The 13,982-nt window shown below is 50.1% G+C and carries 15 protein-coding genes and 2 other annotated features; of the genes, 10 read left to right on the forward strand and 5 right to left on the reverse strand.

The annotated features are described in order from the left end of the window. Positions 1–80: 80 nt before the first annotated feature. A complete protein-coding gene (locus KNO85_RS00755; protein WP_214786076.1) occupies positions 81–1,442 on the reverse strand; it encodes an amino acid permease in 1,362 nt (453 codons plus the stop codon). A gap of 194 nt (positions 1,443–1,636) precedes the next feature. Beyond that, positions 1,637–1,865: a binding site (T-box leader), on the forward strand. A 48-nt stretch (positions 1,866–1,913) separates the two neighbouring features. Then, positions 1,914–2,141: a binding site (T-box leader), on the forward strand. 55 nt (positions 2,142–2,196) lie between these two features. Between KNO85_RS00755 and trpD the strand changes: the two genes are divergently transcribed. The 5 genes from trpD to trpA are packed head-to-tail and all read left to right on the forward strand — an operon-like array spanning position 2,197 to position 6,422. Next, entirely contained in the window at positions 2,197–3,186 is a 990-nt protein-coding gene (trpD, locus tag KNO85_RS00760; protein ID WP_214786078.1) for an anthranilate phosphoribosyltransferase, read from the forward strand. After that, positions 3,183–3,944: an indole-3-glycerol phosphate synthase TrpC gene (gene trpC / locus KNO85_RS00765; RefSeq protein WP_214786080.1), complete on the forward strand. Its 762-nt coding sequence runs from the start codon at positions 3,183–3,185 to the stop codon at positions 3,942–3,944. The genes trpD and trpC overlap by 4 nt, the downstream gene beginning before the upstream one ends. Beyond that, complete coding sequence (locus KNO85_RS00770) at positions 3,920–4,492, forward strand: phosphoribosylanthranilate isomerase (RefSeq protein WP_214786082.1); 573 nt, start codon at positions 3,920–3,922, stop codon at positions 4,490–4,492. Before trpC ends, KNO85_RS00770 begins: the two co-directional genes overlap by 25 nt. After that, entirely contained in the window at positions 4,474–5,658 is a 1,185-nt protein-coding gene (gene trpB, locus KNO85_RS00775) for a tryptophan synthase subunit beta (RefSeq protein WP_214786084.1), read from the forward strand. Before KNO85_RS00770 ends, trpB begins: the two co-directional genes overlap by 19 nt. Further along, positions 5,655–6,422, forward strand: coding sequence for a tryptophan synthase subunit alpha (trpA, locus tag KNO85_RS00780; RefSeq protein ID WP_214786087.1), 768 nt, complete (start codon positions 5,655–5,657; stop codon positions 6,420–6,422). Before trpB ends, trpA begins: the two co-directional genes overlap by 4 nt. A gap of 37 nt (positions 6,423–6,459) precedes the next feature. Here trpA and KNO85_RS00785 read toward each other — a convergent pair whose 3' ends face one another. After that, positions 6,460–7,950 carry a potassium/proton antiporter gene (locus KNO85_RS00785; RefSeq protein ID WP_214786089.1) on the reverse strand — a complete coding sequence of 497 codons (1,491 nt, stop codon included), beginning with the start codon at positions 7,948–7,950 and terminating at the stop codon, positions 6,460–6,462. 152 nt (positions 7,951–8,102) lie between these two features. Here KNO85_RS00785 and KNO85_RS00790 point away from each other — a divergent pair, with 152 nt between their 5' ends. Then, the gene (locus KNO85_RS00790) at positions 8,103–9,041 is read left to right on the forward strand and encodes an ATP-grasp domain-containing protein (protein ID WP_214786091.1); all 939 of its coding nucleotides are present in this window, start codon (positions 8,103–8,105) and stop codon (positions 9,039–9,041) included. Between the two features lie 3 nt (positions 9,042–9,044). Here the strand turns inward: KNO85_RS00790 and KNO85_RS00795 are convergent, their stop codons facing one another. Then, complete coding sequence (locus KNO85_RS00795) at positions 9,045–9,191, reverse strand: hypothetical protein (protein ID WP_012727492.1); 147 nt, start codon at positions 9,189–9,191, stop codon at positions 9,045–9,047. A gap of 75 nt (positions 9,192–9,266) precedes the next feature. After that, entirely contained in the window at positions 9,267–10,043 is a 777-nt protein-coding gene (gene hemQ, locus KNO85_RS00800) for a hydrogen peroxide-dependent heme synthase (protein WP_214786093.1), read from the reverse strand. A 338-nt stretch (positions 10,044–10,381) separates the two neighbouring features. Here hemQ and pta point away from each other — a divergent pair, with 338 nt between their 5' ends. From pta to KNO85_RS00815, 3 genes are all read left to right on the forward strand, one after another. Next, positions 10,382–11,371 (forward strand): phosphate acetyltransferase, encoded by a 990-nt coding sequence (gene pta / locus KNO85_RS00805; RefSeq protein ID WP_214786095.1) that lies wholly within the window; start codon positions 10,382–10,384, stop codon positions 11,369–11,371. A 104-nt stretch (positions 11,372–11,475) separates the two neighbouring features. After that, positions 11,476–11,775, forward strand: coding sequence for a rhodanese-like domain-containing protein (locus KNO85_RS00810; protein ID WP_214786097.1), 300 nt, complete (start codon positions 11,476–11,478; stop codon positions 11,773–11,775). Further along, positions 11,772–11,939: a hypothetical protein gene (locus tag KNO85_RS00815; RefSeq protein WP_214789894.1), complete on the forward strand. Its 168-nt coding sequence runs from the start codon at positions 11,772–11,774 to the stop codon at positions 11,937–11,939. The genes KNO85_RS00810 and KNO85_RS00815 overlap by 4 nt, the downstream gene beginning before the upstream one ends. Before the next feature lie 39 nt (positions 11,940–11,978). Here KNO85_RS00815 and folE2 read toward each other — a convergent pair whose 3' ends face one another. Continuing rightward, positions 11,979–12,890, reverse strand: coding sequence for a GTP cyclohydrolase FolE2 (folE2, locus tag KNO85_RS00820; RefSeq protein ID WP_214786099.1), 912 nt, complete (start codon positions 12,888–12,890; stop codon positions 11,979–11,981). A 253-nt stretch (positions 12,891–13,143) separates the two neighbouring features. Between folE2 and KNO85_RS00825 the strand changes: the two genes are divergently transcribed. Continuing rightward, positions 13,144–13,974: a TerC family protein gene (locus KNO85_RS00825; protein ID WP_214786101.1), complete on the forward strand. Its 831-nt coding sequence runs from the start codon at positions 13,144–13,146 to the stop codon at positions 13,972–13,974. The last annotated feature ends 8 nt before the right edge of the window (positions 13,975–13,982 follow it).

A 13,982-nucleotide genomic window follows, 5' to 3' on the forward strand; every position in this document is an offset into this window, starting at 1 on the left:
TATACAGAAAGCTCCTTTCGATTGCGAAAGGAGCTTTTGTGCGTACAAAAAATCCCTCCGCTATGGCGAAGGGATCAACGTTAGTTGGCTTGCTCGATATCGCTTGAATGATCTTGTTTCTTACGCATTCGTTCACGCACGTAATAGATAATCGTCAACCCAATCAACCAAGGTACCCCGAACTTCAACAAGATGTTGAAATCGGTGAACCATGTCGTGATCATCAGGCTGAGGAGTAAGACCGCCCCGAGTATTGGGAGGAACGGATATCCCATCATACGGACTGGGAGTTTTCGTCCGGTCCATTTCTTCCGGAAGAACAAGTGGGAGACGAAGACCATGAACCAAGTGAAAATGGCTCCGAACATCGAGATTCCCATCAAGAACGGATATGACGATTCCATAAACACTTGTAATAAAGCGGCTAGGACGATGCCACCCGTTGAAACGAGTAATGCGAACATCGGGATGCCGTTTTTGCTGATTTTTTTGAACGCTTTCGGTGCATCGCCGGCTTCTGCGAGCGAGTACATCATGCGTGTTGATGCATAGAGCTGTGCGTTCATCGCTGACAAGGCGGCAATCAAAATCACGAAGTTGAGGATACCTGCCGCGAACGGCACATCAAACTGTTCCATGACGAGCACGAACGGACTTTGATCGATTCCGGCTTGCTGCCATGGGATGAGCATGAGCATGATGGCAAGCGTGACGACATAGAAGAACGTCAAGCGGAACACGGTAGCGCGTAAAGCGCGTGGTACGGCCTGGTCCGGGTCTTTTGCTTCGCCTGCTGTGACGGCGACGAGTTCGGTTCCGAGGAAACTGAAGAGGGAGATGAAAATCGTCACCCACATTCCGTAAAACCCGAAAGCGAAGAAACCTTCGTTTCCAGTCGTGATCGATTCAATCGGTGATCCTGGTTCGCCGAACAATGTGGCGGCACCGAGGACGATGAATAGGATAATGGCAGTTACTTTGATGAAGGATAACCAGTATTCGGTCGTCCCGAACGTGTGAACATGACGGGCGTTGACGTAAATGAGTAGTCCACCGAAGAGGGCGACCCAGACGAACCCGTTCACATCTGGGAACCAGTAGCGCATATAGATGGCGATGGCACTGACCTCAACCCCTACAGCGAGTACGTTCGCGACCCAGTAAGAGTAACGGACGAGAAAGCCTGCGAGTGGATGGACGTATCGCTCGGCAATCGTTCCGAATGATCCGGATGTTGGATGGGCGACCGTCATTTCGGCGAGTGCACCCATGAGTAAGAGGACGATGAACGCCCCGATGGCATAGCTGACGAGCACGCTCGGACCAGCGGTTTGGATCGCAAGCCCGCTTCCGAGGAACAGCCCGGTTCCGATGGCACTCCCGAGGGAAATCATCGTGAGTTGCCGGGTGGACAGCTCGCGTTTTAGTTTGTTTGTTTCCAAAATCGATTCTCCTTTAGTTGAGTGAAATGTTGTTGTGGACGACTATAGCAGACAGAAAAAAACGATGTCAATTCGAAAAACCGATGAAGGTTCTCGATTTCGGGGTGCACATATAGAGGCAAAGTTTTTCTAATTTTTTTATTTGACAGGGATGCATCCTCCCTGTATAGTACGAGTTAACTTAACTGAAACGAATAAAGGCGTCGACGAAGAGAAGTAACGACGAATCTTGTATGACAGAGAGCTGATGGTTGGTGCGAATCAGTATACAGGACGTCGCGAATGGACTTCTGAGCTCTAAACCGAACTTTGAGTAGGCTTTAGCGGGTTACCCACCGTTATCACGGGGAAGCGGATGATTGTCCGTGAAGTGGGTTCTTCGGAACCAACGAAGGTGGCACCACGGGGTTACTCGTCCTTCTTGTAGCGTAAGCTATGAGGAGGCGGGTAACCCCTTTTTCGTTTCAACAATATAAATCGAGGATTGAGAAGAGTAGCGCGAGAAGACGTTTCGTCCAGAGAGTCAGGGATGGTGAGATCCTGACCGAGGCGTCCGCGTGAATGGGCTCATGAGAGCATGGCTGAATGAAGTAGGTCGTGACGGCTTCCCCCGTTATCGGGATACGATGTGATTGCATCGGAGAGTGGATTCTTCGGAATCAACGAGAGGTGGCACCGCGGTCTAGAACCGTCCTCCATACGACGACTGTCGTGTGGAGTTTTTTTATACACATTTTTAGAGGGGGAACAGACGATGATTCAACAATTGGAGACAAACGCACTATCAACAGCAGATATGAAAGTGGCAGCAAGCGAGATGTTCCAAGCGGATGAAGCACAAATCGAACGGGTGCTACTCGCGATGAAAGAACGTGGGGAGACGGCAGAAGAGATGGCGGGACTCGCGGCATACATCTGTGAAGCAGCACAGTTCCCCCCGACGGATTTGCCTGTACTTGATGTCTGTGGCACGGGCGGTGATGGGGCGCACACGTTCAACATCAGCTCGACCGTCGCCTTCGTGTTGGCCGGTCTCGGCATCCCGGTCGCCAAACATGGGAACCGTAGCGTATCGAGTCGGTCTGGAAGTGCGGACGTCCTCGAGGCATTGAACGTTCCGATTGTGAAGACGGCGGAAGAAGTACATGCCGACTTGAAACGGACGAACTTGAGTTTCTTGTTCGCCCAGCATGTCCACCCGATCATGAAGCACGTCATGCCGGTCCGGAAACGACTCGCGACGGCGACCATCTTCAACCAAATCGGACCGCTTACGAATCCGCTTCGTCCGAAACGACAACTGATCGGTGTCTACCATCCATCACTACTTGAGAAGATGGCGACAGCGATGCGTCATCTTGGGGTAGAGCGTGGCATGGTCGTACACGGTGCGGGTGGCCTCGATGAAGCGAGCCTCGCTGGTGTGAACGAGGTGTACTTCTTTGACGGGGAACAGACGGCGCGTTACGCGGTCGACCCACGAGATGTTGGCTTGATGCGGGCACCGCTCGAAGTACTACGTGGAGGAACGCCGGAAGAGAACGCCGCGACACTACTCGCTGTATTGAACGGGGAGTCGGGCCCGGCGCGAGATGTCGTCTTATTGAATGCGGCGCTTGCCCTTTGCACGTACGGCACGACTTCAACGCTTCGTGCAGGGGTGAAAGAGGCGAAACGCAGTATCGATGAAGGGCACGCCTTACGCGTGTTACAACACTTACAACGTACGGAGGTAGAGGCATGAGTTATTTAACGAAAATCATCGGAACGAAAATCGAAGAGGTCAGTCGTATGGAGCCGATTGATATCACCATGACAGAGCCGATTGCTCTCTTGAATCGAATGCGTGATGGATTCCACATCATCTCGGAAATTAAACGTTCGTCACCTTCGAAAGGAATGATTCGGGAGGATGTAAACGTCGCCGAACGGGCCCGTCAATATGAACAAGCTGGAGCGACGATGATTTCGGTGTTGACGGACACGACGTATTTCAATGGGTCTTTTGAAGATCTACAACAAGTCGCCGACGTCGTCACAATCCCGGTACTCTGCAAAGACTTCATCATCGATGAACGACAACTCGACTATGCGAAGCATTACGGTGCGAGTGTGGCGCTCCTCATCGTAGCGGCACTTCATCCGAAACGTCTCCACGAGTTGACACGATACGCTCGCTCGATCGGTCTTGACGTCTTGGTCGAAGTGCATGACGAAGCCGAGTTACACATCGCGCTCGAGCTCGATGACGTGTTGATTGGCATCAACAATCGAGACTTAAAAACGTTCGAGGTATCACTTGAGACATCAATCGATTTGATGGAACGTTATCCCGATGTCACGTTCGTCAGTGAAAGTGGAGTCAGCACCGTCGAGGCGGCAGCGCGTCTAAAAGAAGCCGGGGCCAGCGCCATTCTCGTCGGAGAAGCACTCATGCGGGAAGAAAACCCGACCCGGTTACTCGAGGAGTTGAAAACATGTTCGTTAAAATTTGTGGATTGAAGACAGAAGAAGCGGTCGAAGCGGCGGTCGAAGCGGGGGCGGATGCCATCGGATTCGTGTTCGCCCCGAGTTCCCGTCAAATCGACGTGGCCACTGCGAAGACGTTAGCAGCGCGTATCCCGCAATCGGTTCGAATCGTTGGTGTGTTTTTAAGTCCTTCAATGGAAGACATCGCGCAAACGATGGACGTGGGACTGACGGATTTACAAATTCACCATCGAACGCAGTCAATCGAACAACTACGAATCTTCGGATTACCGATTATCGATGCGTCGACCGAGGTGGCGGCGGATGTTCGATTGATGGACCATCCGACCCCGGGCAGTGGACAGATTTTAGACTGGGCAACGATTGAACGACCGAATCGTCCATTTTGGTTAGCAGGTGGCCTATCCCCAGACAATGTAAGACAAGCGATTCAAACGATCCAACCAGACGGCGTCGATGTCTCGAGCGGTGTTGAGACAGACGGTGTGAAAGATATCAAAAAAATTCGCACGTTCATTCAACGTGCCAAGGAGGAACTAGGATGTATGCACAACCAGTGAACGGGAAATTTGGACAATACGGTGGAAAGTATATTCCGGAGACGCTTATGCAGGCAGTCGAAGAATTAGAGGTCGCTTACGAAGAGGCGAAGCAAGACCCTGAGTTTCAAGAGCGCTTCTCTTCCTTATTAAGCGAATACGTGGGACGTGAGACGCCGCTCTATTATGCGTCGAACCTGAGTCGTCGTCTTGGGACGAACGTCTATTTGAAACGTGAGGACTTGAACCATACCGGTGCCCATAAGATCAACAACACGATCGGACAGGCGCTCCTTGCGAAACGGATGGGGAAACAAAAAGTCGTCGCCGAGACGGGAGCGGGTCAGCATGGTGTCGCGACTGCGACAGTATGTGCGTTACTCGATTTAGAATGTACGATCTTCATGGGTGAGGTCGACGTTGAGCGCCAGGCGTTGAACGTGTTTCGGATGGAATTGCTTGGAGCGAAAGTCGTTCCGGTCAAATCAGGTAGTCGTACACTAAAGGATGCCGTCAATGAAGCGCTCCGTTACTGGGTCAAACATGTCGACGATACGCATTATGTGATGGGTTCAGTACTTGGACCGCATCCGTTCCCGCAGATGGTACGTGATTTCCAAAGTGTGATCGGGACAGAGACACGTCGTCAAATCCTTGAACAGACAGGACGCCTCCCAGACGCCGTCGTCGCTTGTGTCGGTGGAGGAAGCAACGCCATGGGCATGTTCTATCCGTTCTTAAACGATGAATCGGTCGCGCTCTATGGTGTCGAGGCAGCAGGTAGTGGGATTGATACAGACAAACACGCGGCGACACTCACGAAAGGTGAAGTCGGTGTGTTACATGGGTCGCTCATGTATGTGTTGCAAGACGCGGCCGGTCAAATCGAGGAGGCACATTCGATCTCAGCCGGACTCGATTATCCAGGGGTAGGACCAGAGCACAGCTTCTTGAAAGACATCAAACGGGTGCGGTATGCAGCTGTCACGGATGACGCGGCGCTCGATGCATGTCTCGCGCTCAGCCGCCAAGAAGGCATCATTCCTGCCCTCGAATCATCACATGCCCTTGCTTACGCAGAGACGCTCGCGAAGACGATGGGTGAAGAGGAGACATTGGTGATCTGTTTATCAGGGCGTGGAGACAAAGACGTCCACACAATCCGAGAGAAGGTGGCGACACGATGAAATTAGAGACAGCGATTCGCGAACGAGAAGGAGCGGCGTTCGTTCCGTATATTATGGCCGGTGACGGTGGGATGGACCGACTCATCCCGACCATTGTTGAACTAGAACGGATGGGTGCGACAGCGATTGAACTCGGTATCCCGTTCTCCGATCCGGTGGCAGATGGTCCAATCATTGAGGCGGCAGGAATGCGTGCGCTTGAAGCGGGCGTGACGCTCGAAATGGTATTGAACCATTTAATAGAAGGAAATGATCAATTTAACGTTCCGATCGTGTTGATGACATACTTGAATCCTGTGTTTCGATTCGGGATTCAACCGTTCTTTGACCGAGCGAAGGAATGCGGGGTAAGCGGGGTCATCATTCCTGACCTTCCGTTTGAAGAAAGTCTTCAATTGTTCGCAACGATTGATCGCCATGACGTCGCGGTCATCCCGCTCGTGACGTTGACGAGCAGTGAGGCGCGGACAGCATCCATCTTAGAGAAAGCGGAAGGATTCGTCTATGCGGTCACGCTCAAAGGAACGACAGGGAAAGCCGATGTGTTCCCAGATGAATTACTCGCCTATTTGACTCGATTGACAGAGCAGTCACGCGTTCCTGTTTTGGCAGGATTCGGCGTACATTTACCGGAGCAAGTGCAGACGCTTGGAAATGCATGTGATGGTGTCGTCGTCGGAAGCTTTATCGTCGAGGCGCTCCATGAAGGAAGAACAGACGACGTTGAGACGTTGATTCAATCAGCAAAACAAATGCACGTATAAAAAATCAGCGCTTCATACGAAGCGCTGATTTTTTTGCCTACAATTCCACTCGGTCGAGACCGTCTTCACCAAATTTCTGGTCGAGTTGATCATGACGATACATCGAGGCGAGTACATATAAAAGGTCACCTTCCTCGATGGATGTTTGTCCATTTGGTGGAATCAAATATTCGTTTCGGACGATGGCGTTCACGACGGTGTTCGGTGGGAGCGTGATATCCGCGAGCGTCTTACCAATCATCGAGGAACTCTCCGTGACAACGTAAGGAACGAGTTTATGTTGGGACTGTTTGCTCGAGACGAGGGCAATGGTATATGGGGAACGGATTTTATCCGGACCGAGTAATCCCAATTTCTCGGCAAGCGGTGTCAATGTCGTCCCTTGAATCAAAGCGCTCGTCACGACGACGAAGAAGACGGCATTGAATAAGAGTTGACTGTCCTCAATACCAGCAATTAACGGGAATGTAGCTAAGACGATTGGAACAGCTCCCTTCAGGCCGGCCCATGAGATAAACAGCTTCTCTTTTCTCGTGAATGCCATCCCGAGCGTCGATAAATAGACGGCGATCGGACGAGCCAAGAACATGAGGACGAATGAAATGAGCAGTCCTTTCCAAATCAAGTCCGGTTCGATGAGTTGACGAGGGAAGACGAGTAACCCAAGAATGACGAACATGATGATCTGCATGATCCATGCGAGCGCTTCTGAGAATTGAACAATCGTCACTTCATGCGCGGTATCCGCATTTCCGACAATCATCGCAGCGATATAGACCGCGAGCAGACCGCTTCCTAATAAGTATGCGGTGACACCATATGTGAGAAATGCCATCGAAATCATGAGCACGGCATGAAGACCGCTCGACTCTAATCTTAGGTGATTCAACATGAGGCGGGACAGTTGACCAAGGATGAAACCGATGAGAGCCCCGACCACGATTTGAAGGACAAACATCCAGATGCCATCCCAGATAGTCGTATCTGGCTTCATCATGAAATCGAGGGCAAGAATCGTTAAAAACATCGCCATCGGGTCGTTCGTGCCGGACTCGGCTTCGAGTGTCGCACCGACTTTCGGTGAGATATTCTTTCCTTTAAATGCGGCAAAGACGGCCGCTGCGTCGGTCGAACCGATAATCGCACCGAACAAGAAAGATTCAATCCAATCGAAACCAAATACGAAACGAACGGCCACAGCAACAACGCTTGTCGTGATCAACACACCAAACGTAGCGAGTGAGGCGGCTGGAACGAGGACGTTCCGCATCGACGACCATTTCGTCTGAAGACCCCCTTCAAACAAAATGACGATTAAGGCGGCGACTCCGATCAACTGCGCCAGATTCGAATCGTCGAAGAAGATGAGACCGGTGATATCACTTCCCATGATCATGCCGATTCCCATAAATAAAATCAAGGCGGGCAAGCCGAATCGAGTGGAGATTCGCGTCGCCATGACACCGGACACGAGTAGTAATCCGAAGAGTAAAATGAGTACATCAGTACTTAGAACAGGTACGGGCAAGCACAACACATCCTTTCAAAAACAATACTCTTAGGTTCATTGTACCATGAAATCGTCTGATATTTCAGAATTGGCGATTATACAAACCATACACATTGGAATTGTCAGTTATAAATGTGATAAAGTGAAAGCAAAGATAAGGAGGGATGATGATGTCTAAAATTCACGTCATTCATGAAAACGAAGAATGGACGAACCACCTTGTCCATCGCTTAGAAGAACTACAGTTACCTTATGAATTATGGCACTTGGACCAAGGGACGATTGATCTCGAAGCAACGCCCCCGGAAGGTGTCTTCTATAATCGCATGAGTGCCTCTTCGCATACACGTGGACATCGGTACGCACCCGAGTTAACGGAAGGTGTCCTCGCTTGGTTAGAGGCGAACGATCGGACCGTGTTCAACGGCACACGTGCCATCCGCCTAGAAGTGAGCAAAGTCAATCAATACACGGCGCTTCGCCGCGAAGGGATCCGCGTACCGAAGACGATTGCGGCAGTCGGTAAGGACCAAATCATCGAGGCGGCCGAAAAGCTTGGGATGACACCGTTCATCACGAAACACAACCGTGCCGGGAAAGGGCTTGGCGTCCAGTTGTTCCATACGATCGAAGGACTGAAAGAATATGTATATGGTCCCTCGTTCGAGGACTCGGTTGACGGCATCACGCTCATCCAACAATATATCGAAGCCCCGGAACCATATATCACTCGCTGTGAATTCATCGGTGGAAAGTTCTTTTATGCGGTTCGTGTCGATACGTCGGAAGGCTTCGAGCTCTGCCCGGCAGATGCGTGCTCGATTGAAGATCAGTTCTGTCCGGTCGGAGAGACGCCGCCTGCGAAGTTCGAGATCGTCGAAGGATTCGATGACCCGATCATTCCACGGCTCGAGCAGTTCCTGAAAGCGAATGCGATTGATATCGCCGGAATCGAGATCATTCGAGACCAAGACGGCAACGTCTACGCCTATGACGTCAATACGAACACGAACTATAATTCCGATGCCGAAGCAAAAGCGGGACGTTTCGGGATGCTCGAATTGGCAACTTTCTTAGGGGACGCACTTCACGTCACCACGACAAAATAAGGGTCAGGCGCTCGCCTGACCCTTTTGCTGTGTATGTTTGAGTTGCTCTTCAAATCGATGTTGGACTAATTCTGCTGTCGGTGCCATTCGTTCGATGAACGAATCCAAACGTTCCGCAGTGTCTCGATCGGTTTCTTTGAACACGCGCATCGTTGTTCACCTCGTTGATCAGGATTACTTGCTTACATCATCCTTAATTCCCGAGGTGCTATACACGTAAACCTTTTACACGCTAAAGAATGTGCTCAAATTTTCTTTCGGTAAGATATTTCCGACGTAGAAGTCACCGAACTCACCATATTTCGCACTCACTTCGTCGAAACGCATCTCATAGACAATTTTCTTGAACTGAAGTGAATCTTCAGCGAAGAGCGTGACGCCCCATTCCCATGCGTCGAATCCAGTCGACCCACCGATGAACTGTTGAATCTTACCGGCATAGCTACGGCCGATCATGCTATGGCGATACATGAGGTCTTTGCGCTCATCCATCGACAACATGTACCAGTTGTCTCCGTCACGACGAGCCTTGCTCATCGGATAGAAACAAATGTGTGCCGTTTTTGGAAGTGTCGGATAGAGACGTGAGCGGATATGAGGATTTTGATACGGGTCCCCATCTCCAGATCCGCGATACATACCGAGCTCGATGACCGATACGTATGAATACGACGGAATCATATAGTCATATAGTGCCGTTTTGCGGAATGCGCGCTCGACATCTTCAAGTTCGTTGAATGTCGGGCGAAGCACCATCAAGACGAGGTCTGCCTTTTGACCGAGAATCGAGTAGAAAGCGTGGCTTCCCTCACCGTTCACTTCGACTTCTTCGAGTGAAGCGAGGAACGCAGTGAACTCGTCAATCATCTGTTGACGTTTCTCAGCATCGACGAGCTTCAAACGAGCCCAATCGATCGTACGGAAATCATGAAGTGAATACCAACCGTCTAACGTGGCGGCGGCATGTTGTGTATCTGTTGTAGGTATTGGACGTTCTGACATAAAAAAACTCCTTTCGGGACTTGGCTTCGCCGTCTATTTTACCATACACGCTTCACTGACTGGCAAATTTGAGACACTGTGAGGGTTATCACGATTCACGAGGGGTAAAGAACAGAAGGTACCGGGATGAAAACGGCTACAAAAATGGCTGTATCAGTCGATTTGTTAAAACTGTTCTATTCATATAATGATTGATTCTAAGCGATTTATGGCGAAATGGGCAGAATAGTTTATTTTAAAAAGGGTACTGTGTATAATTGAAATCGCGTAAAGACACAAGTCAACGGCAAGACCATTCGTCGTCATGCTGTAAATTGAGAAAAAGGGGTTCATTCGTTATGAAATTATTTGAAACGTTGAAGCAAAAAGTCAGCCCGGTTCGTCCGACCATCGTCTTCCCAGAAGGCGTCGATGAGCGTGTTCTTGGAGCCGCTGTTCGTTTGAAAGCGGACGGTATGGTTGAGCCGATCGTCGTCGGTGCAAAAACAGACATCGAAGCGGTTGCTGCGAAGCACGGTTTCGACATCTCAGGTTTGACACAATACGACCCAGCGACATACGAAGACATCGATGTCCTCGTCGAATCATTCGTTGAGCGTCGCAAAGGAAAAGCGACGGCTGAACAAGCTCGTGAGCTCCTCACATCGGATGTGAACTACTTCGGAACGATGCTCGTTCATACAGGAAAAGCAGAAGGTCTTGTCTCAGGCGCGATGCACGCGACGGCTGATACGGTACGTCCGGCACTTCAAATCATCAAAATGCAACCAGGCATTAAAAAGACGTCAGGTGTGTTCATCATGGTACGTGACGATGAGCAGTACGTCTTCTCAGACTGTGCAATCAACATCGCACCAGACGCAGCGGATTTAGCAGAGAACGCGTTCTTGTCGGCAGCGACAGCGAAGACGTTCGGCATCGACCCACAAGTCGCGCTTCTTAGCTTCTCAACGAAAGGTTCTGCGAAGTCACCTGAAACAGAGAAAGTCGTGGAAGCGACACGCCTTGCGAAAGAAAAATCACCGAACCTTCCAATCGACGGAGAACTTCAATTTGATGCGGCATTCGTCCCTAGCGTAGCGGCGAAGAAAGCACCAGGTTCTGATGTGGCTGGTAATGCGAACGTATTCGTCTTCCCAAGTCTTGAAGCAGGAAACATTGGTTACAAAATGGTTCAACGTTTCGGTGGATTCGAAGCGATCGGTCCGATCCTTCAAGGTCTCAACAAACCAGTAAACGACTTATCACGTGGCTGTAACGAAGAGGACGTCTACAAATTGACACTCATCACAGCAGCACAAGCGATCGACGAGCGCAACGAAGCGTAAGTTTTTGGCATCCTTCTTCTTAGAAGGGTGCTTTTTTTGTGTTTTTTTGAATAGTAGCTGAGGTAAACTATAAGAGGAATCCATTATTGAAAGGGGAGCTATGTATGCAAAGCATTCATGCGACGGAATTACGAGGAAAGTTAGAGAACGGGGAGTCTCTCCATATCATCGATGTGCGCGAACAAGATGAATATGATGCAGGGCATATCCCGAACGTACCGCTCTATCCACTATCTGAATTCCCACATGTGACAGAAAAATTGGCGCAAGATAACGTCTATCACGTCATTTGTCGTTCAGGTGGACGGAGTCAAACAGCATGTGATTACCTAGAGTCACAAGGTTATAAAGTGATTAATGTCGACGGCGGCATGCTCGCTTGGGACGGCGACATCGAAGCGTGATGTTAGAAAATCCTTGGGTCGTCGTACCTCTTCTCATCGCACTTTATTTTACGGTCTATGCGGTGATGAAGCGATTTGACTGGGAGAAATGGCGACTCGTCTGGGCAGTATGGGTGATGCTCATCATCATCTTGTTGACGATTGAACTCGTGACAAGTCTATAAAAAATGCGGAACCTCTATTAAAAAGAGGTTCCGCATTTTTTATGCGTCTTGGCGCTTATCAAATGTGATTGATGCGATCGCGTCATGTTGGTGAATCGACTCTTCGTTACGGCATTCGACGAAGAAGTTCACGACTTGTTTCATCTCGTACAAGTCAGCCGCAATCAAGCGGACCATGTCCTCGACGAAACGTGGGTTTTCGTATGCGATTTCAGTCGCACGTTTTTCATCCGGACGTTTGAGGACCGGGTGAAGTGGTGCCGAGGCGTTCGACTCTGCCGCATCGAGAAGGGCTGCACGCCAGTCGAATCCGTCCATCGACGTCTCATCAAGACCGGCTTCGATCGTGATGTAACCACGTTGGTTATGAGCGCTATACTCACTGATTTCTTTTGAACATGGGCAAAGCGTCGTGACGTTGATAACGAGACCGACCGTCACGTTTGCGACGCCCGTTTCAAGGTTGTACGTCACACGGTGCATGACGTCCGCGTTCATCAAACCGCTAAGTCCAGTTGCTGGTGCTTTGCGCGTAAAGAACCATGGGTAACGGATTGTCAATTGGCCTTCCGTCTGTTCCATACGCTCCGCAAGCTCCTGTGCGAACTCGATCAACGAACGGTTCGATACCGTCCATCCTTGTTGATGGTACGCGTCGAGCTGTTCCGTCAAGCGGGACATGTTGATCCCTTTACGGTCTTGAACGAGCGATGTCGTCAATTCGAATGTAGCGACCGTCGACTGGACCCCGTCCGGCGTCTCGACGTTCACAGGGTGCTTCACGTTTGAGATGCCGACACTGTCGAGGGCGAATAAGAAGTTTTTCGGTGTATTTTGTAAATCGACCATCTGTTCTTTCTCGGTCGGCTTTGTTCCTTTAATCGGTGGGACCGACCCGAACAATTTATGTCGTTCTGCTTTTGTAGGTAAAGCGACATGGCTTGTAGACATAATCGGATTCTCCTTTTTTAGAGCGGTTCAAAGGACCACTCGTTCTTGTTAGGATTTTATCACGAAATGATGGCTGAACGGGTATGATTTTGCTCTCATAACATGTTTTCAATATGCAATCGGAAAAAATCCTTCAGATATTGAAGAAAGAGGATTGATTTACGTTATGAACGGGAATAAAATGGTCCTGTGAACTTAAAAAATAGATCACTATTAAATATGAAGGAATTGAAAGAAAAAAGGAGATGTTTTTATGGATTGGCAGTTAGTCCTGCAGTATGCCTGGATCGTCGTCGTACTCGTCGGTTTGGAAGGTTTGTTATCTGCAGACAACGCGCTCGTCTTGGCCGTCATGGTCAAACACTTGCCGCGTACAGAGCAGAAGAAGGCATTGTTCTACGGACTCTTAGGGGCGTTCGTCTTCCGGTTTATCGCATTGTTCTTAATCTCATTCTTGATCAACGTATGGCAAGTACAGGCACTCGGTGCACTTTACTTAATCGGGATGAGTGCGCGACACCTGTATATGACCTATAAGGCGAGAAAGGTGGAGCCGCAACAGGAGTTGGCGGCCGAAGCGAAAGAAGAGACGGCTGTCACAGAAAAGCCGGTATCGAAGAAAGAGTTTTGGCTCACTGTCGCGAAAGTCGAGTTTGCGGATATCGCCTTTGCGGTCGATTCGATTTTGGCAGCGGTCGCGCTTGCGGTCAGCTTGCCGCCACTCGGTCTCGGTGAGATTGGTGGGATTGACTCAGGTCAGTTCTTCGTCGTCTTGACAGGTGGTCTCATCGGGGTCGTCTTGATGCGATTTGCGGCACGTATTTTCGTCAAGTTGCTTCATCAACGTCCGACACTTGAAACGGCTGCTTTCATCATCGTCGGCTGGGTCGGGGTCAAGTTGACAGTTCTCGTACTCGAACATCCGGGATTCAAAGAATTGATTGCCGGTACACCGTTCGAATTCATGGGACTCCCAGATGGATTTGTTCACTCGACGGCTTGGACGATCTTCTTCTGGTCGGTCATGGTTGGGATTGCGACATGGGGCTGGTTCTCATCGAAGCCGACAGCGGTCAAACACTGATTTTAGAT

It is taken from the genome of Exiguobacterium sp. s124, assembly GCF_018617485.1.
In the GTDB taxonomy this organism is placed as follows: domain Bacteria; phylum Bacillota; class Bacilli; order Exiguobacteriales; family Exiguobacteriaceae; genus Exiguobacterium; species Exiguobacterium aestuarii.